Raw genomic sequence first — 18,608 nt, 5'->3', positions numbered from 1 at the left:
CGATGTCCAGAATCTAAAGGAGCTCTCAGATGACCCGCCTCTTCAACGATCCGACTGAATTCGCCGATGAGATGATCGACGGTTTCGTCGCCGCCAACGCCGACAAGGTCCGCCGAGTCGCTGGTGGAGTGGTTCGGAGCACTCGCACCCCGGACGGCACGGTCGCGCTCGTCATCGGAGGCGGCTCGGGCCACTACCCGGCCTTCGGCGGAATCGTGGGACAGGGACTTGCCCACGGCGCGGCCATGGGCAACCTGTTCGCGTCTCCCTCTGCCCAGCAGGTCGAGTCGGTGGCCACCGCCGCGAATCATGGGGGAGGAGTGCTGCTCAGCTACGGCAACTACGCCGGAGACGTGCTGCACTTCACTCAGGCCGAGCAGAAGTTGAATGCCGCGGGCATCCCGACGCGCACCGTCGTCGTGACCGACGACATCTCCTCTGCTCCTGTCTCGGAGAAGCACAAGCGACGCGGCATCGCGGGCGACGTGACCGTCTTCAAGGCGGCGGCCGCGGCAGCCGAAGAGGGCTACTCGCTCGACGAGGTCGTGCGTGTCGCCGCATTGGCGAACGAACGCACGCGTTCCGTCGGTGTCGCGTTCTCGGGTTGCACCCTTCCCGGCGCCGATGCGCCCCTCTTCTCCGTTCCCGAGGGGCGCATGGCCGTGGGCATGGGAATCCACGGCGAGCCGGGCATCGACGAGACCGACGTGCCCACAGCCAATGAGCTGGCCACCCTGTTCGTCGACGCGCTGCTCGCCGAGTTGCCCGACGGCATTCACTCGCCCGAGGGCCACCGGGTCGGCGTGATCCTCAACGGTCTCGGTTCGGTGAAGTACGAGGAGCTGTTCGTCGTCTACCGTCACGTCGCCGTGCTGCTCGACAGGGCCGGTCTCGAGGTCGTCGACCCCGAGGTCGGTGAACTGGTCACGAGCTTCGATATGGCCGGGGCGTCGCTCACGCTGTTCTGGCTCGATGACGAACTCGAACGATTCTGGCGTGCTCCGGCCGATACGCCGGCGTACCGCAAGGGCTCCGTCGGTGCGGTGCAGCAGCTCGACCCGAGTGAGGTGAAGGCCGCCGAGGCGGTCGTCATTCCCGAGGCCGATGACGCGTCGAAGCGCGCTGCCGGCTTCGTCGCCCGAGCGATCGAGGCGATCGAGCGGGTCGTCGACGACAATGCCGACGAACTCGGACGAATCGACGCGGTGGCCGGAGACGGCGATCACGGCATCGGGATGCAGAGGGGCGCGCGAGCCGCGTCTGCCGCAGCATCGGAGGCGCTCGCGCTGGGTGCCGGCGCAAAAACACTGCTGGAGCTGGCCGCGAGTGCGTGGGCGAACAAGGCCGGTGGCACGTCCGGCGCTCTCTGGGGCGTTGCGCTCTCCGCGGTCGGTGAGGCCCTCGGAGACGAGGGCTCGCCCTCCGCCGCCACGGTCTCGACCGGAGTCGCGGCAGCCGTCGACGGCATCATGTCGTTCGGCAAGGCCGAGGTGGGCGACAAGACGATGGTCGACGCCCTCGTGCCCTTCCGGGACACTCTCGCGCGAGAGGTCGACGGGAACGCCACGCTGGCGGATGCTTGGAGAAGTGCGGCCGACGCAGCAACGGCAGCCGCGGCAGCGACGGCCGATCTGCTTCCACGCATGGGCCGCGCTCGTCCGCACGCGGAGAAGAGCCTCGGCACCGTAGACGCAGGCGCCTATTCGTTCGGTCTCATCGTGCACGCCATCGCCGACACACTCGTCGACGAGACCGCCTAACCGTCACCACTGAAGGAGAGAAATGACTGACAAGCTCCGCATCGTCATCGGTTGCGATGACGCTGGATTCGATTACAAGGAGATTCTGAAGAAGGATCTCGAGAAGAGCGATCTCGTCGAGAGCGTCACCGACATCGGTGTCGACTCGTCCGGGCACACCGCCTATCCCAAGATCGGCGTCGCCGCAGGCGAGCTGGTTGCGGCCGGCGAGGCCGACCGCGCGCTCCTCTTTTGCGGAACGGGAATCGGTGTCGCCATGGCTGCCGGCAAAGTCGCGGGAATTCGCGCATCCGTCGCCCATGACAGCTTCTCGGTCGAGCGACTGATTCTGAGCAACAATGCGCAGGTGCTCACCATGGGCCAGCGCGTCATCGGAATCGAGCTCGCCCGCCGCCTCGTTCGCGAGTGGCTCACCTACCGCTTCGACGAATCGAGCGCCAGCGCCGAGAAGGTCGCCGTGCTCTCGGAGTACGAGGCAACGGGTTCCTGCTGATGACCGTCCCCACCCTCGTCGGTGTGAGCCTGAAGATGTATTTCGGGCACGCGCAGACTCTCGATTGGATCGCGAGGGTCGCCGAACTCGCACGCCGCCACCCGGCGGTGCAGAACGGCACCGTCGAGGTCTTCGTCATTCCCGGATTCGTGTCGCTCGCCGCCAGCGTCAGCGCACTCGACGACACGCCTGTGGTCGTCGGTGCGCAAGACGTGGCGACGGAGGATGCGGGAGCGTTCACCGGCGAGGTCAGCGGGGTCGAACTGTTCGAGGTCGGTGCGCGCGTCGTCGAGGTGGGTCATGCGGAGCGCCGCGCTCTCTTCGGCGAGACAGACGAGATCGTGTCCGCCAAGACTGCCGCTGCTCTGCGCAACGGCCTCACCCCCGTGCTGTGCGTCGGCGAGAAGACGCGGAGCACCGCTGAGATTGCGGCGCTGGAGTGTCTTCGCCAGCTCGATTCGGCCCTCGAGGGTGCGCCCGACGGTCGCGTGATCGTGGCTTACGAGCCGGTGTGGGCCATCGGCGCGGCCGAGCCGGCCGAACCGGCGTACGTCGGTGCCGTCTGCGCCCGGCTGCATGCAGCCGTTGCCGACCGCCCGAGCAGCGCCGTCATCTACGGTGGCAGTGCCGGCCCGGGGCTGCTCACCGAGCTCGGCGACGACGTCGACGGCATCTTCCTCGGCCGGTTCGCGCACGACACGGATGCGTTGGGGCGCGTTCTCGACGAGGCCGGGGCCCGTCGATGATCGGCCTCGGATCGTATGCCTTCTTCTGGCAGCACTCGGAGCTGGCGCCGCAGCGCCTCGACGCCTTCGACATGCTCCGCCGCACGGCGGAGCTGAAGGTCGAACTCTTTCAGTTCTGCGACTACGCGCCGATCGAAGACCTGAGCGACGCCGACCTCGCTCGGCTGGCGGGGTTCGCGCGCGACAACGGCATCGCGATCGAACTCGGCACGAAGGGCGTCGAACCCGAGCATCTCGAGAAATATCTCGACCTCGCGGCCGCGCTCGACGCATCCGTCGTTCGCAGCATGCTGTATTCGCCGACCTCGCGGCCCACCCTGGCCGAAGCCGATGCGCAGCTGCGCGAGGCTCTCGTCGCCTACGGCGACGCGGGCATCGACCTCGCGCTCGAGACCTACGAGCAGGTCTCATCGACCGACCTGGTGTCGCTGGTCGAGAGCATCGGTCATTCGCGGCTCGGCATCTGTCTCGACCCGGCCAACAGTGTGGCCGCGCTCGAGAATCCGCGCGACGTCATCGACCGCACCGCGCCCTATGTCAAGAACATCCACGTCAAGGACTTCGCCTTCACGCGGCGCGGCGGCTGGGTGGGATTCACCCTCGAGGGCGCGCCACTGGGTACGGGGCTCCTCGACTACGACTACCTGCTCGAGACCGTTCGTCCGAATGAGCGCGGCATCAACCAGGTCATCGAACACTGGCTTCCCCTGGCCGACACCGTCGACGAGACGATTCGGCTGGAGAACGACTGGAACGACCACAACCTCGCATATCTAAGGAGCAAGAATGTCTACTGACAACCTCACCATCGCCGTCATCGGCGCCGGCGGCAAGATGGGCATGCGGGTGTCCAACAACCTCGTCAAGACCGACTACACCGTCTACTACAGCGAGGTCTCGCCGGCGGGCCAGGAGCGGGTCACCGCGACCGGTCGGGTGTTGACCGACACCCCGGATGCGGTCAAGGATGCCGACGTCGTCGTGCTCGCCGTTCCCGACCTCGCGCTCAAGGCCGTCTCGGCCGACGTCGTGCCGCAGATGAAGAGCGGGGCGATCGTTCTGACCCTCGATCCGGCCGCCGCCTACGCCGGGCTCCTGACGCGCCGCGACGACGTGATCGAGGCCGTCACCCACCCGTGCCACCCGTCGATCTTCGTCGAGCGTCACACCCCCGAGGAGTACGCCGACACCTTCGGAGGGATCGCCGCACTGCAAGACGCGATCGCCGCGATCGAGAGCGACGACGAGACGAAGAAGACGCAGGTCGAGCAGGTCGTGCGTGCCATCTTCGCTCCGGTCGGCGACGTGCACTGGACGACGGTGAAGCAGCTCGCCCAGCTCGAACCCACCCTGGTCGAGACCATCGCGTGCATGATCGGCGCCCTGCTCAAGGAGTCGCTCGACGAGGCCGTCAACACGATGGGTGTTCCCGAGCCTGCCGCCCGCGCCATCCTGCTCGGGCACACGCAGGTCGCTCTGGCGAACACGCTCAAGGGAGACAACCCGTTCAGCGACGCCTGCCTCATCGCGATGGACTACGGCCGCGGCGCCATCATCAAGGAGGACTGGAAGAAGGTCTTCAGCGACGAGGAGCTCGACAAGAACCTCGCCAAGATGCTGCACCTCGACAAGATCGAACGCTAGTCGGTAACAGAAGCGGGCGACGACTCCACTCGGGGTCGTCGCCGGCTTCTGTTTGTTAGGCTTACCTAACTTGCTGTCAAAGTTAGGTTGTCTGATGTCTGTCACCGCCCCCGCCCCTGGCGCACGTAAGCCTCGCGCGCAGATCGCGCTCACCGTTCTGCGCTCGGAACGGTTGACGCCCCACCTCGTTCGAGTCGTTCTCGGCGGCGCGGGATTCGACGACTTCGAGAGCAATGACAAGACCGATAAGTACGTGAAGATCCTCTTCACCGACTCGGATGGGCACGATGTGACCCGCACGTACACGGTGCGCGAGGTGAATGCGGTCGAGAAGTCCATCTCGATCGATTTCGTCGTGCACGGTGACGAGGGTCTCGCCGGCCCCTGGGCTGCAGCCGCCCAGCCGGGCGACACCGCCGTCATCTCCGGCCCGGGCGGGGGCTACGCGCCCGATCCTTCGGCAGACTGGCATCTGCTCGTCGGCGATGAGTCGGCCCTCCCCGCGATCGCGTCGGCTCTGGATGCTCTTCCTGCGTCAGCGCAGGGCGTCGCGTTCATCGAGACGTACTCCGATGCCGATGTGCTCGAGCTCCGCTCGCCCGCCGGCGTCGACGTGCGCTGGCTCTTCCGCGGCGATCGCCTGGCGGGGGAGGCGACCCTCCTCGCTGACGCCGTGTCGCAGCATCCGTGGGTCGACGGACGCGTGCAGGTGTTCGCTCACGGGGAGCGCGGGGCGATGAAGCAGCTGCGCGACGTGTTCAAACAACGCGGAGTCACACGGGCGCAGCTCTCGCTCTCGGGCTACTGGGCCTTCGGCCGCACAGAAGACAGATTCCAGGCCGAGAAGCGAGAGCCCGTCGGCGTGATCGAGCCCGTCTCTGAATAACAACGCGTGACGATCGGCACCGGGGTGTGCAGAATGAACTCATGACCCACGCCTCGCGCCGACCGCGACTCGCCCTTCTCGTATTCACGGTGGTGCTTGGCCTCACGGCCTGTGTTCCCGCCCCTGCTCCCGCACCGACCGTCACGGTCACGCAGAGCGCTCCCGCCGTCACCGTGACTCCGACACCCACACCCACACCGCCTCCTCCTCCGGCTGCCGCACCCGAGCCCGAGCCCGCGCCGGCGCCGCCGGCTCCACCGGCACCACCTGTGCCGCCGAACGCGATGGGCGGGCAGACCGACGGGGGCAATACGGCGACGACGCCCTTGGTCAGCGACTCGGGATCGCAGCCCTTCGCCACGGGGGCGGTCGTGCCGCTCAGCGACTACGAGTACAGCTACACCGTGGCCAACCAGGATCAGGTGCTGGCGATCGCGTCGCGGTTCAATCTGCAGGTCGACGACGTCGTCAGAGTGAACTTCCGCTGTTCGGACTACCTCGAGGTGCAGCCCGGCGACGTGCTCGACATTCGCTGGCCCCTCGACTCCGAGCAAATCGGCGGTTGCTGACGCGAACGGGCTGGCGCGGTGGGGCTGTGTGGTCGGGCTGGCGCGGTCGGGCTGTGCGACTATTCCTCCACAGGGCGCGCCTTTCGGAAGTTATCCACAGTGATAACGCCTGATCAAGCATTGATTCTTGGTTTCGGACCAATGTCGGTGGCTGCTGTTTGACTTCTCGTATGACATCAACGATCCCGCTTCTTGAGCCCGACCCGTATGTGGTCGCGCTCGAGGAGGTCGCCGCCCTTGATCAGCAGATAGCAGCGCTGTCTGCAGCCAGGGCCAGACGCGTCACCGACGCGAGAAACCACCTGCACAGGCAGGCACCATCAGACACATCAACGGGTGGGCCGGTCTGGTCGACGGCCCGGGTCGAACGGGTCGAGCTCGTCACTGAACTGGCCCAGTTCACCCGTCGAACGGAGTACCGGACCGCCACTCTCGTCGACACGAGCACCGCGCTGGTCGACTTGCTGCCCGCAACACTGGCTGCCGTTGCTGCGGGCGCGTTGTCGTGGGAGCATGCGGAGGTCATCGCAAAGCATTCCGACGGCCTCGAGGGCGAGGCGCTGGTGTCGTATGACGCCCGGCTTGCGGCGCTGGCGGCGGAGGTGAACCCGAAGCAGCTCGACCGCAAAGCGAGAGCGCAAGTCGAACTCGCCCAACCGTCCACCGCGGTCGAACGGGCCGAGAAGGCCGCGGCCACCCGGCGCATCTATGTCGATCCCGGGGCGGATGGCATGGCGTATTTGACGCTGTTCGCGCCGGCGCCCGAGATCCACGCGATCGCAGATCGGGCGGCACGGCTCGCTGCCGGATTGCGGGCAGCGGGCGACCCGCGCAGCATGGGGCATCTGAAGCTCGATGTCCTCACCGATCTGATGCTCAACGGTGAAACGTCGATCCCTGGGGCGACCCGGGGTGTTCGGGGGCGCGTTCACGTGATGGTTCCGGCGATGACGTTGCTCGGTGTTGGTGAGGAGGCCGCGATCCTCCGCGGTTACGGTCCGATCGACCCGGCGACCGCGGCGCAGTTGACGGCGGAGGCAACCTCCTGGAGGCGCATCCTCACCGACCCCATCACCGGACGCATCCTCACGACCGATCCCCGCGACTACCGGCCGACAGCCCGGATGATCGACCATGCCCGGTTGGTGCATCCGACGTGTGTGTTTCCGGGGTGCACTGTTCCGTCGGAGCAGGCTGATATCGATCACACCGAAGACCACGCTTGCGGCGGGCACACGACGCCAGAGAACCTGGCCCCGCTGAGTCAGGGGCATCACAAGGTGAAGCACCACACGAGGTGGCAGATCGTGCAGAACGGAGACGACACCCTCACCGCCACCTCACCCGCGGGCTACCGATACGTGATCCGACCGGAGGGCAGGATGAAACCCGCACCGAAACAACTCGTGGCAGCAGTCGCAGCAGAAAATGCGGCTGCAAACGGAACAGAACAGCAGAACGATCTCGCCGACTGCCCCTTCTAGCTCTCACCGATTCTCGCGCGAGAGGTTGAGCGTCTCGCCCGTGAAGGCTTGTGCGTCTTCCGGGTTGGGAGAGCGCCTCGGGTTGAGGTAAAAGAGATCGTCGAGGGCGATGCCGAAGCGCTCGGCCACCGCAGCGAGCGTGTCTCCCTGCGCGACCGTGTAGGCGATCGGCTTGTCATCGCTGTCGAGGCTCACGGTCCCCATGGCTCCCGTCGTCGCGCCCGAGTCCGCGACAGACAGGCCGGGGCGCAGGTCAGGCGTATCCCACGTCAGTGTCGCGTGCGAGACGATCGGAATGGGGCAGGACTTGTCCACTGCGCCGCCCGACGCTGCGCGGGTCACGACCACTTCTCGAATGAAAGAGAGGTCGCCCTGCCCGATGCCGTCGCTGCCGCCGATCGGAAAGACGAGCTGGGCCGCGGGATCGTGGCCCGCATCCGCCTGTCCGAGGCCGAAGCGCCAGTCGGAATCGAGACACCGTTCGTCAGGTGACAGCGCATCGGCGGTGAGCGTGAATTGCACGGCGGCGGAGTCTGACACGACGAGGTCGTCGACCACGAGTTCGAAGATGCCCGCGTCGTTCACCCGCACGACAACCGAACCCATCACGTCGCCCGAGCCGACGAAGCTACCGGATGCCGCGGTCGTCCCGGGCGAGAGCACGGGCCGCGCGTCGTCCGCAGCGGAGCCGTTCTGGGAACCGCTCGCCGACGGGCCCGGCGTGGGCGCGCCCGCGTCTGCGGAGCATCCGGCCAGAAGCAGGATGCCGAGCGCAATGGCCAGAGTCCCCAATCCTCGCGTCATAGCGCAAGTATGCCGTGCGCAGGGTGCGCGCGCAGCGTTCGAGTGCAGCGAGGGCGAGCCCGCTGACGGTATCGTTGAGGCGACGCAAACCGCACCGCGGCCGACGACGGACGCCGTGCCGCAGCCAGAAAACGGAGCAGAGCATTGACCGATTCCCACCTGGCCATCGTGATCCTGGCGGCAGGCCAGGGCACGCGTATGAAGTCCATCACTCCCAAACTTCTGCACACCCTCGCGGGTATCCCGATCGTGAGCCACGTGCTCGCGACGGCGCGTGAGATGGATGCCGCGTACACGGTCGCCGTCGTCCGTCACGAACGCGACCAGCTCGCCGAGGTCATCGACGAGCAGCTGCCCGGGGGCATGATCGTCGATCAAGACGAGATTCCCGGAACCGGGCGAGCAGTCGAGCAGGCTGTCGCGGCACTTCCGGCCGACTTTACTGGCGAGGTCCTGGTCGTCAACGGCGACGTGCCCCTGCTCGACGCGGCCACGCTCACCGCCCTCATCGAGTCGCACCGAGCGGGCGCATCCTCGGCCACGCTCCTCTCGGCCTTCCTCGACGATGCGACGGGCTACGGCCGTATCGTGCGCGATGGCGACGGCCGCCTCGAGCGCATCGTCGAGCATCGCGACGCCTCCGAGTCCGAGCTCGCGATCTCCGAGATCAACGCGGGTGTCTACCTGTTCGGTCTCTCCGAGCTGCGCGACACGCTTGCTTCGCTCGACACGCAGAACTCCCAGGGAGAGAAGTACCTCACCGACGTCGTCGGCCTGCTTCGCGAGGCGGGCTCCGAGGTCGCGGCCGTTCCGGTCTCCGAACCCTGGCTCGTCGAGGGCATCAACGACCGCGCCCAGCTCAGCGTCGCGGCCGCCAAGCTCAACGCGCTCATCGTGCGCGGATGGCAGCTGGCGGGCGTGACGGTGCACGACCCCGCGACGACGTGGATCGACCTCAAGGCGACCATCGCCAACGACGTCGAGATCCTCCCGGGCTCGCAGATCCGCGGGGCCACGGTCATCGCGACCGGCGCCGTCATCGGCCCCGACACGACTCTCGTCGACTGCGAGATCGGCGAGGGCGCCGTGGTGAAACGCACGGATGCGACCCTGTCGGTCATCGGTGCCGGTGCCAGCGTCGGCCCCTTCGCCTATCTGCGCCCCAACACGATCCTTGAGGCGGGCGGCAAGATCGGCACGTTCGTCGAGACCAAGAACTCCACGATCGGTGCGGGCAGCAAGGTTCCGCACCTCTCGTACATCGGTGACACCACCGTCGGAGTCGCATCCAACGTCGGCGCGGGTACCATCACCGCGAACTACGACGGCGTCAACAAGAACAAGACCATCGTCGGTTCGCACGTGCGCACCGGTTCGCACAACGTGTTCGTCGCCCCCGTTAGAATTGGCGACGGAGCCTACACGGGCGCCGGGACCGTCGTCCGAAAGGATGTACCGGCCGGCGCATTGGCCATCAACGTGGCCCCACAGCGAAACCTCGAGGGCTGGGTCAGCACGAACCGACCGGGAACCGCCGCGGCGATCGCCGCCGAAGACCGTGCGTCAGAACAGAGCGGAGACTAATTTGTCGGACATCACCTCTACCGGGGAGAAGCGCCTTCTGGTCGCATCCGGTCGTGCACACCCGCAGCTGGCCATCGACGTCGCTGCGGCGCTCGGAACCGATCTGCTCCCCACCGATGCCCGCACGTTCGCCAACGGCGAGCTGTACGTGCGCTACGACGAGAGCGTGCGCGGCGCAGATGTCTTCGTGATCCAGTCGCACACGGCGCCGATCAACGAGTGGCTCATGGAGCAGCTCATCATGGTCGATGCCCTGAAGCGTGCGTCGGCCAAGCGCATCACCGTGGTCGCCCCGTTCTACCCCTACGCCCGGCAAGACAAGAAGGGCCGCGGCCGTGAGCCTATCTCCGCCCGCCTGGTCGCCGACCTCTTCAAGGCAGCCGGCGCCGATCGCATTATGTCGGTCGACCTGCACGCCGCACAGATCCAGGGGTTCTTCGACGGCCCGGTCGACCACCTCTTCGCCATGCCCGTGCTCCTCGCGCACATGCGCACCGCGCTCGACCCCTCGATGCTCACGGTCGTGTCTCCCGACATGGGCCGCGTGCGCGTCGCCGACATCTGGAGCGACAAGCTCGGAGTTCCTCTCGCGATCATCCACAAGCGTCGCGACCCGCTCGTTCCCAACCAGGTCTCTGTGCACGAGATCGTGGGAGACGTCAGCGGCCGAGTGTGTCTGCTGGTCGACGACCTGATCGACACCGGACGAACCATCGTTGCGGCATCCGAAGCGCTGAAGAAGGCGGGGGCGCTGAGCGTCGTCGTCGCGGCCACCCACGCTGTGTTCTCCGATCCGGCCACCGAGATCCTCCAGTCCGACTTCATCGATTCGGTGGTCGTCACCGACACCCTTCCTCTGCCTACCGAGAAGCGATTCGACAAGCTCACGATCCTTCCGATCGCCCCGCTGATCGCCCGCGCTATCCACGAGGTCTTCGAAGACGGTTCGGTGACGAGCATGTTCGACGGGGACGCCTGATCTTTTTTCGAGCGTAGGCTCGTAGGCATGGACTACATTCCCGAAGCCGGCACCATCACCATGTTCTCGACCACGTGGTGCGGCTACTGTTCGCGGCTCAAGACCCAGCTCGACAAGCAGGGCATCGGCTACACCGAGGTCAACATCGAAGAGGTAGACGGTACCGCCGAGCTGGTGGCGTCGCTGAACGGCGGAAACCAGACTGTTCCGACCGTCATCTTCCCCGACGGCACGAGTGCGACGAATCCCTCGGCCCGCGAGGTCGTCACGCGTCTGGGCTAGCTGGATCTGACCTAGGTGGATCCGTCTAGGTCGCCTGGCCCGGCTCGGGCCGGACGGGAATCGACGGGAACAGACCGAGTGGCGCGACATTGCGGTCGCCGCCGTAGGCTCCCACCGTGTAGCACTGCCACCCGAGGCCGCCTTCCCCGAAGAACTCGAAATGCGCGGACGAGCCCTGCGTCGAGGGGTCCTGGTAGGGGGCGATGATCGCGCAGGCGCGCTCGGCGGTGGCGTGGCTGAAACTCGCCGTCGTGAGAATGCCCGGCAGTACCAGACAGACGAGCCCGACGATCACGACGATGCGCATCGCTCGGCGCATGCGCACACTTCTCATGGGCCGTTCGCCGTGCGGAACGTAGCCCGAGAGTTCTGGTTCGTCTGAGTAGGAGGACATCTGCCGTCTAGTCTCTCACCCGGCGGCCCGGCCTGCGGATCAGGTTGTAAACACTTCATTACGGCACTGATTCCGTCGCCATCGGTGAGTTATGCTCTGGATATCGGAGGGCTCCAGACGTGACAGCACAGGCAGACATCGTCTTCGAGAATGGTTCCGTGTTCGACGGGCGGCGATTGCTGCCCTCGTCGACACGAGTGGCCATCTCGGGCAAGGACATCATCGGCGTGGGTTCCGATATCGACGGTATGGTCGGCCCCGGCACTCGCACGGTCGACCTCGACGGTGGCCTCCTCCTTCCCGGCTTCACCGACGCCCACATCCATCCCATCGAGGGAGGACTCGAGCGCATGCGCTGCGACCTGTCGCCGGCGTCGACGCGTGACGAGTACCTCGCGATCATCCGCTCCTACGCCGATGCCCACCCCGAGCTCCCGTGGATTCTGGGCGGGGGATGGCAGCTCGCGGCTTTCCCCGGCGGCGTACCCGCGGCATCCGATCTCGATGCCGTCGTCGGCAGACGACCGGTGTTCCTCGCGAACCGCGACCATCACGGCGCCTGGGTATCGACCCGTGCGCTCGAGCTCGCCGGGATCGACCGGAACACGCCCGATCCGATAGACGGCCGTATCGAGCGGCACGCCGACGGATCACCGAGCGGAGTGCTGCAGGAGGGCGCGCGGCTGCTTGTCTCCCGGCACATCCCGGAAGACACCGACGACGACAACTACTCGGCCTTGCTCACTGCTCAGCAGTACCTGCACTCCGTCGGCGTCACCGGCTGGCAGGACGCGATCGTGGGTGACTACGGTAACCACAGCGATACGGGAGACGTGTATCTGCGTGCTGCGCGAAACGGTGACCTCACCGCCCGCGTCGTCGCGGCTCTCTGGTGGGATCGCAACAGGGGCGCCGAACAGATCCCCGAGCTCGTCGCGCGACGCGATCAGCTCGTGCACGAACGCTTCGCCGCGTCGAGCATCAAGATCATGCAGGACGGCATTCCCGAGAACCAGACAGCGGCGATGATCGATCCCTACGTCGTTCCCGCCGGATGCCGATGCGGCGCGGAGGGGCTCGGGTCGGGGTTGTCCTTCGTCGACCCCGCCGTGCTCGGCGACTACGTCGCTGCCCTCGACGCGCTCGCCTTTCAGATTCACTTTCACGCTATCGGTGACCGCGCCGTGCGCGAGGCTCTGGATGCGTTCGCCGAGGCGCGTAGACGCAACGGGCCGAGCGCGAACAGACACCACATCGCCCATGTCCAGGTGGTGCATCCACACGACGTCCCTCGCTTCGCGGAGCTCGACGTGACCGCCAATCTGCAGACACTCTGGGCGAGCTTCGAACCGCAGATGATCGAACTGAACCTGCCGGTCCTCGGAGATGAGCGCGCGGCGTGGCAATACCCGTTCGCCGACCTCGCGCGCGCCGGAGCAGAGCTGGCGTCCGGCAGCGACTGGCCCGTCACCACGCCCGATCCCTGGGCCGCGTTGCATGTGGCTGTCAATCGCACGCTTCCTCCAGGCGACGCCGACTACACGCCCCGCGTCTTCTACCCTGCACAGGCGCTCAGCCTCGAGCAGGCGCTCGCGTCGTACACCTCGGGGTCGGCGCGCATCAACGGCCACGATTCCGCCGGACGAATCAAGGCGGGATTCGATGCAGACCTGGTGGTCGTGGATCGTGACCCCTTCGCGTCACCCGCCGAACTCATCTCCGAGACCCGCACCCGCGAGACCTGGGTCCGGGGCCGTCGGGTGTTCTGATGACGCCGGTCCCCACTCAGCTTCTCCTTATCGCATCATCACCACCATCAACACACCGAATGAGGCTCTAATGAAATCGATCAGACTCGTCCCCATCGCTCTGCTGGCCAGCGCGGCCCTGCTGCTCACCGGCTGCGTGAACAACGAGCCCGCCACTCCCGCGTCGAGCGGCACCGCCGCTGCCGTCGCCAAAGACGACGCGGCAGCGAAGCTCCTTCCCGAAGACGTGGCATCGGCCGGCAAGCTCGTCATCGGCACCGACGCCACCTACGCTCCGAACGAATTCAAGGATGCCGACGGCAACCCGACGGGCTGGGAGATCGAGCTGGCCGACGCGATGGCCGCCAAGCTCGGTCTGACGACCGACTACCAGATCGCCAAGTTCGACAACATCATTCCTTCGATCACCGGTGGAAAGTACAACCTGGGTCTGTCGTCGTTCTTCGACACGAAGGAACGCCAGCAGCAGGTCGACATGATCGACTACTACACCGCGGGAATCCAGTGGGCGTCGTTGGCCGACAAGAAGATCGATCCTGAGAACGCCTGCGGCATCAAGCTCGCCGTGCAGAACGGAACGACGGAGGCCCTCGACGATGGCCCCGCGAAGTCGGACGCCTGCGTCGCCGCGGGCAAGGAGCCGATTGAACTGCTCGGCTACGACACTCAGGACGACGCCACGGCGGCGGTCACCCTCGGCCGTGCCGACGCGATGTCGGCAGACTCTCCCGTGACGCAGTATGCCGTCGCACAGTCGGACGGCAAGCTCGTCACCTCGGGCGAGGTCTACTCGGTCTTCCTCTACGGCATGCCCATCGCGAAGGACTCGGGACTCGGGGAGGCGCTTCAGGCTGCGCTGCAGTCGCTGATGGATGACGGAACCTACACGGAGATCCTCTCAAAGTGGGGCGTCGAGCAGGGCGCGATCGACAAGATCGACATCAACGGCGCCACGGAGTAGCTCTCATGGAGACCACAGGACCCTCGAGTCAGCCGGAGCGGATCGTCGCGATCCCGCTCCGGCACCCGGTGCGCAACGTCGTAGCCGTCGTCATCATCCTCATCGTCGTGCTGTTCGTCGTCGACGCGGCATTCTTCCGCCCGGCGTACGACTGGCCGGCGGTGGGCAAGTACATCTTCGATGTGCGCGTCTCGCAGGCGGCGCTCGTCACGATCGAATTGACCGTGCTGGCGATGGTGGGCGCGATCGTGCTCGGCACTCTTCTCGCCGTCATGAGGCTCTCGCCCAATCCGGTGCTGAAGTCGGTGGCCTGGGCCTACCTGTGGATCTTCCGCGGCACCCCGGTGTATGTGCAGCTGGTCTTCTGGGGCCTGCTCGCAACGATCTACAAGACCATCTCGGTCGGGGTGCCCTTCAGCTCCGATGTGCTGTTCAGCTGGACCACCCAAGACGCGATCAGCGTGTTCTGGCTCGCCGTGATCGGTCTCGCGCTCAATGAGGCCGCCTACATGGCCGAGATCGTCCGGGCGGGAATGCTCTCGGTTGACCCTGGACAGAGCGAGGCATCGACCGCGCTCGGCATGTCGTGGTCGCAGACGATGCGCCGCATCATCATCCCGCAGTCGATGAGAGTGATCATTCCGCCCACCGGCAACGAGGTGATCTCGATGCTCAAGACGACCTCGCTGGTCACGGCGGTGCCGTTGTCGACCGACCTCTACACGCGCACGAGGGATATTTCGGCAGAGACGTTCAATCCCATTCCGCTGCTCATCGTGGCATCGATCTGGTACCTGTTCTTCACCTCTCTCCTGATGATCGGGCAGTACTTCCTCGAGCGTCGTTTCGCCCGCGGATCGCGCTTCGTCGATGTGGGACCGGGCGTGGAGAACCCCACCGTTCTCGTGGGCGCGACCCCGACGGCTCCTGTCGCCGCGCAACCGGACACCTCGACGGAAGGCCGATCCTCATGACCGAACCCCTCGCATCCAGCCCCATGGTGATCGCCGACCGCGTCGTGAAGTCGTTCGGGTCGCACACCGTGTTGAAAGACATCTCTCTGACTGTGAACCGGGGCGAGGTGGTGTGTGTCATCGGGCCGTCCGGATCGGGCAAGTCCACGTTCCTCCGCTGCATCAACCACCTGGAGAAGCTCGATGGAGGCCGGTTGACGGTCGACGGCGAGCTGATCGGATATCGCCAGCGCGGCGACAAGATCTACGAGCTGAAACCGAAGGAGGCTGCGGCGCAGCGCAAGGACATCGGCATGGTGTTCCAGCGCTTCAACCTGTTTCCACACCTGACCGTTCTCGAGAACATCATGGAGGCACCGCTGCAGGTGAAGCGGCAGAGCCGGGCGTCCGCGTCTGCGCGAGCGCTCGAGCTGCTCGCCCGGGTGGGGCTCGCGGAGAAGGCGAAGGCCTACCCGGCTTCTCTATCAGGTGGGCAGCAGCAGCGGGTCGCCATCGCTCGGGCACTCGCGATGGATCCGAAACTGATGCTGTTCGATGAGCCTACGTCGGCGCTCGACCCCGAACTCGTCGGCGAGGTGCTCGATGTGATGAAGCAGCTCGCCAAAGACGGCATGACCATGATCGTGGTGACGCACGAGATGGGATTCGCCCGAGAGGTGGCCGACTCTCTTGTCTTCATGGACGGCGGCGTCGTGGTCGAACGGGGTGATCCTCGCGAGGTGCTCACGAACCCGCAGCAGGACCGTACGAAGTCGTTCCTCTCGAAGGTCCTCTAGACGACACAAAGCCCCGTGCCCGCTGAAGAGCAGGCACGGGGCTTTTTTGCGTCGGCTAGTGCGAGGAGCCCTCGGACTCGATCTCTGTGCGGTCACCAGACCAGAGAGTGTGGAAGGTGCCTTCTTTGTCGATGCGCTTGTAGGTGTGCGCTCCGAAGAAGTCGCGCTGCCCCTGCACGATGGATGCCGGCAGGCGGTCTGCGCGCAGTCCGTCGTAATAGGCGAGCGACGACGAGAAGGCGGGGGTCGGGATTCCGGCCTGAACCGCGCTCACGACGACCCGTCGCCAGGCATCCTGCGTTCCGGCGATCGCCTCGGTGAAGTACGGCGCGGTGACCAGGGCGACGAGGCCAGGGTTCTCGGCGTACGCCTCGGTGATGCGGTTGAGGAAGCGGGCCCGGATGATGCAGCCGCCGCGCCAGATCTTGGCGATCTCGCCCTTCTTGATGTCCCAGCCGTAGTGCTCGGCGCCGGCGACGATGGCGTCGAAGCCCTGCGAGTAGGCGATGATCTTCGACGCGTAGAGCGCCTTGCGCACGTCTTCGATGAACGCGGCCGGGTCGTCGACGGCCACGGTCTCGCTTGGGCCGGGCAGACTGCTGGATGCGGCGCGCTGGGCGGGCTTCGATGACAGGGCCCGGGCGAAGACGGCCTCGGCGATGCCCGAGACGGGGATGCCGAGGTCGAGCGCGGTCTGCACGGTCCAGACGCCGGTGCCCTTCGATCCTGCCTGGTCGAGGATCACATCGACGAGCGGGCGGCCCGTCTCCGCGTCGACCTGACGAAGGACCTCGGCGGTGATCTCGATGAGGTAGCTCTCGAGCTCGCCGGTGTTCCACTCGGCGAAGACATCGGCGATCTGTGCGGGGGAGTAGCCCGTGCCGCGACGGATCAGGTCGTAGGCCTCGGCGATGAGCTGCATGTCGGCGTACTCGATGCCGTTGTGGATCATCTTGACGAAGTGGCCCGCGCCGTCGGTGCCCACGTGGGTGACGCAGGGCTCGCCTTCGGCGACGGCTGCGATCGAGGCGAGGATGGGGCCGAGGGTCTCGTAGGCCTCTGCCGAACCGCCGGGCATGATGCTGGGGCCGTTCAGGGCGCCCTCTTCGCCACCTGAGATTCCGGCACCGACGAAGTTGATGCCGCGTTCGCGCACGGCCTTCTCGCGACGGATGGTGTCGGTGAACAACGCGTTGCCGCCGTCGACGATGATGTCGCCTTCCTCGAAGAGGTCGGAGAGCTGGCTGATCACCGCGTCGGTGCCCTTGCCCGCCTGCACCATGATGATCGCGGTACGCGGCTTCTGCAGTGAAGCCACGAACTCCTCGATCGTCTTGGAGGCGACGAACTCGGCCTCCGGATGTTCACTGGTCAAGAGGTCGGTGCGCTCCGGCGAGCGGTTGTACACGGCGACCGTGTTGCCCTCGCGGCTGGCGAGGTTGCGGGCGAGATTCGAGCCCATCACGGCGAGGCCGACCACGCCGATGTTGGCGGTGGCCGTCGAACTTGAAGTGTCTGACACTGTCTGGTCTCCTAGGTGTTGTTCCGTCGTCTACAGCGTAGCTAACGGGGTTGCTCGGGGCTTGAGATGTAGCGGTGAATGACGGCGAGATCGTCGTCGCCGAGACCCGCTGCGACCAGGCCGTCGAACTGTGCGCGCAGCGCATCCAGAACCGGCGCCGTCGTGGCCGTCTCGACGGCCGCCGCATGGGCGAACGAGAGGTCTTTGACCATGTAGCGGGCGGCGCCCGAGGGGGAGTAGTCGCGCTCGACGAGCCTGTCCTTCTTCGTCTCGAGGACACGGCTACCCGCGTACCCGCCCTGCAGCAGTGTCAACAGGGCGTCGAGGTCGAGCCCCGAGCGCTCGGCGATGACGCTCGCCTCGCTGACGGCGGCCATCGTCGCCGCGACGATGAGCTGGTTGCAGGCCTTCGCGATGTCGCCCGAACCGAGGGGCCCGAGATGCACCGGGGTGCCGCACGCCGCGAGGATGGGTAGAGCGGTGGCGACATCGGCCTCGCCGCCGCCGACCATGATCGAGAGCGTCGCGGCCGCCGCGCCCTCGGTTCCGCCCGAGACGGGCGCGTCGACGATGCGCATCCGGCCGTCGGTCTGCTGTCGCAGACGCTCATCGGTCAGGCGGATGCCTGTGGGCGACACGGACGAGCAGACGACGACCACGCAGGTGGTCGGTGCCTCGGTCAGGCCCCCTTCGGCGAACAGGAGCTCGTCGACTTGAGGGAGGTCGGGGACCATGAGGATGACGACGTCGCTCGCGCGTGCGATCTCGGCCGAGGTGTCGGCCCACGCGGCACCCGCCGACAAGGCGGCAGCGGCCCGATCACGGGAGCGAGCGGTGACCGTGAGAGAGCCGGGGAATGCGGCGAGGAGGTTCAACGCCATGGGCGTTCCCATGTTGCCGAGACCGATCATGCCGATCGAGAGCCGGGTATCAGGATTCCTTGTAGCGGAAGAAGCTGTATGCACCGTTGACATGTGAACA

Annotated in this window: 19 protein-coding genes; 15 read left to right on the top strand and 4 right to left on the bottom strand. The window is 66.3% G+C overall.

What is annotated here, in order from left to right; all coding sequences use genetic code 11:
* Positions 1–29 precede the first annotated feature (29 nt).
* The 8 genes from ASF79_RS09865 to ASF79_RS09830 all read left to right on the top strand — a co-directional run bounded on the left by ASF79_RS09865 (position 30) and on the right by ASF79_RS09830 (position 7,582).
* A complete protein-coding gene (locus ASF79_RS09865; RefSeq protein WP_055854289.1) occupies positions 30–1,760 on the top strand; it encodes a dihydroxyacetone kinase family protein in 1,731 nt (576 codons plus the stop codon).
* Between the two features lie 22 nt (positions 1,761–1,782).
* On the top strand, positions 1,783–2,253 hold the full coding sequence (locus tag ASF79_RS09860; RefSeq protein WP_055783258.1) for a ribose-5-phosphate isomerase: 471 nt from the start codon (positions 1,783–1,785) through the stop codon (positions 2,251–2,253).
* Positions 2,253–2,999 carry a triose-phosphate isomerase family protein gene (locus ASF79_RS09855; protein WP_055854287.1) on the top strand — a complete coding sequence of 249 codons (747 nt, stop codon included), beginning with the start codon at positions 2,253–2,255 and terminating at the stop codon, positions 2,997–2,999. Before ASF79_RS09860 ends, ASF79_RS09855 begins: the two co-directional genes overlap by 1 nt.
* Entirely contained in the window at positions 2,996–3,796 is an 801-nt protein-coding gene (locus tag ASF79_RS09850; RefSeq protein WP_055783252.1) for a sugar phosphate isomerase/epimerase family protein, read from the top strand. Before ASF79_RS09855 ends, ASF79_RS09850 begins: the two co-directional genes overlap by 4 nt.
* A complete protein-coding gene (locus ASF79_RS09845; protein ID WP_055854284.1) occupies positions 3,786–4,643 on the top strand; it encodes a phosphogluconate dehydrogenase C-terminal domain-containing protein in 858 nt (285 codons plus the stop codon). Before ASF79_RS09850 ends, ASF79_RS09845 begins: the two co-directional genes overlap by 11 nt.
* Positions 4,644–4,734: 91 nt before the next feature.
* Entirely contained in the window at positions 4,735–5,529 is a 795-nt protein-coding gene (locus tag ASF79_RS09840) for a siderophore-interacting protein (RefSeq protein ID WP_442853862.1), read from the top strand.
* A 41-nt stretch (positions 5,530–5,570) separates the two neighbouring features.
* Positions 5,571–6,098, top strand: a complete 528-nt coding sequence (locus ASF79_RS17550; protein ID WP_200933558.1) for a hypothetical protein — start codon at positions 5,571–5,573, stop codon at positions 6,096–6,098.
* A gap of 170 nt (positions 6,099–6,268) precedes the next feature.
* Positions 6,269–7,582 carry an HNH endonuclease signature motif containing protein gene (locus tag ASF79_RS09830; RefSeq protein ID WP_082495797.1) on the top strand — a complete coding sequence of 438 codons (1,314 nt, stop codon included), beginning with the start codon at positions 6,269–6,271 and terminating at the stop codon, positions 7,580–7,582.
* A 3-nt stretch (positions 7,583–7,585) separates the two neighbouring features.
* Here ASF79_RS09830 and ASF79_RS09825 read toward each other — a convergent pair whose 3' ends face one another.
* The gene (locus tag ASF79_RS09825; protein ID WP_055854272.1) at positions 7,586–8,386 is read right to left on the bottom strand and encodes a LysM peptidoglycan-binding domain-containing protein; all 801 of its coding nucleotides are present in this window, start codon (positions 8,384–8,386) and stop codon (positions 7,586–7,588) included.
* A gap of 144 nt (positions 8,387–8,530) precedes the next feature.
* Between ASF79_RS09825 and glmU the strand changes: the two genes are divergently transcribed.
* Genes glmU through ASF79_RS09810 form a run of 3 tightly spaced genes read left to right on the top strand, consistent with a single transcriptional unit; the run spans position 8,531 to position 11,231 of the window.
* Complete coding sequence (gene glmU, locus ASF79_RS09820; RefSeq protein ID WP_055854270.1) at positions 8,531–9,970, top strand: bifunctional UDP-N-acetylglucosamine diphosphorylase/glucosamine-1-phosphate N-acetyltransferase GlmU; 1,440 nt, start codon at positions 8,531–8,533, stop codon at positions 9,968–9,970.
* A gap of 1 nt (position 9,971) precedes the next feature.
* On the top strand, positions 9,972–10,949 hold the full coding sequence (locus ASF79_RS09815) for a ribose-phosphate diphosphokinase (protein WP_055854267.1): 978 nt from the start codon (positions 9,972–9,974) through the stop codon (positions 10,947–10,949).
* 27 nt (positions 10,950–10,976) lie between these two features.
* Positions 10,977–11,231 carry a mycoredoxin gene (locus ASF79_RS09810; RefSeq protein ID WP_055779981.1) on the top strand — a complete coding sequence of 85 codons (255 nt, stop codon included), beginning with the start codon at positions 10,977–10,979 and terminating at the stop codon, positions 11,229–11,231.
* A 25-nt stretch (positions 11,232–11,256) separates the two neighbouring features.
* On the opposite strand, the gene ASF79_RS09805 is transcribed toward ASF79_RS09810, so the two are convergent.
* Entirely contained in the window at positions 11,257–11,625 is a 369-nt protein-coding gene (locus ASF79_RS09805; protein WP_055854264.1) for a hypothetical protein, read from the bottom strand.
* 119 nt (positions 11,626–11,744) lie between these two features.
* Here ASF79_RS09805 and ASF79_RS09800 point away from each other — a divergent pair, with 119 nt between their 5' ends.
* The 4 genes from ASF79_RS09800 (at position 11,745) to ASF79_RS09785 (ending at position 16,105) form a co-directional block, all read left to right on the top strand.
* Positions 11,745–13,394 carry an amidohydrolase gene (locus tag ASF79_RS09800; protein WP_055854260.1) on the top strand — a complete coding sequence of 550 codons (1,650 nt, stop codon included), beginning with the start codon at positions 11,745–11,747 and terminating at the stop codon, positions 13,392–13,394.
* A gap of 70 nt (positions 13,395–13,464) precedes the next feature.
* On the top strand, positions 13,465–14,355 hold the full coding sequence (locus ASF79_RS09795) for an ABC transporter substrate-binding protein (protein WP_055854257.1): 891 nt from the start codon (positions 13,465–13,467) through the stop codon (positions 14,353–14,355).
* Between the two features lie 5 nt (positions 14,356–14,360).
* Positions 14,361–15,329, top strand: coding sequence for an amino acid ABC transporter permease (locus ASF79_RS09790; RefSeq protein WP_055854254.1), 969 nt, complete (start codon positions 14,361–14,363; stop codon positions 15,327–15,329).
* Positions 15,326–16,105 (top strand): amino acid ABC transporter ATP-binding protein, encoded by a 780-nt coding sequence (locus ASF79_RS09785; protein ID WP_055779994.1) that lies wholly within the window; start codon positions 15,326–15,328, stop codon positions 16,103–16,105. The genes ASF79_RS09790 and ASF79_RS09785 overlap by 4 nt, the downstream gene beginning before the upstream one ends.
* Positions 16,106–16,160: 55 nt before the next feature.
* On the opposite strand, the gene gndA is transcribed toward ASF79_RS09785, so the two are convergent.
* Both gndA and ASF79_RS09775 read right to left on the bottom strand, forming a co-directional pair.
* Positions 16,161–17,627, bottom strand: a complete 1,467-nt coding sequence (gndA, locus tag ASF79_RS09780) for an NADP-dependent phosphogluconate dehydrogenase (protein WP_082466153.1) — start codon at positions 17,625–17,627, stop codon at positions 16,161–16,163.
* A 41-nt stretch (positions 17,628–17,668) separates the two neighbouring features.
* A complete protein-coding gene (locus ASF79_RS09775) occupies positions 17,669–18,601 on the bottom strand; it encodes an NAD(P)-dependent oxidoreductase (RefSeq protein ID WP_055854250.1) in 933 nt (310 codons plus the stop codon).
* Positions 18,602–18,608 lie beyond the last annotated feature (7 nt).

Origin of the sequence: Agreia sp. Leaf335 (genome assembly GCF_001423605.1) — a bacterium.
GTDB lineage: Bacteria > Actinomycetota > Actinomycetes > Actinomycetales > Microbacteriaceae > Agreia.
The sequence above is the reverse complement of the archived record's forward strand: the minus strand, read 5'-3'. Positions and strand labels throughout refer to the sequence as shown.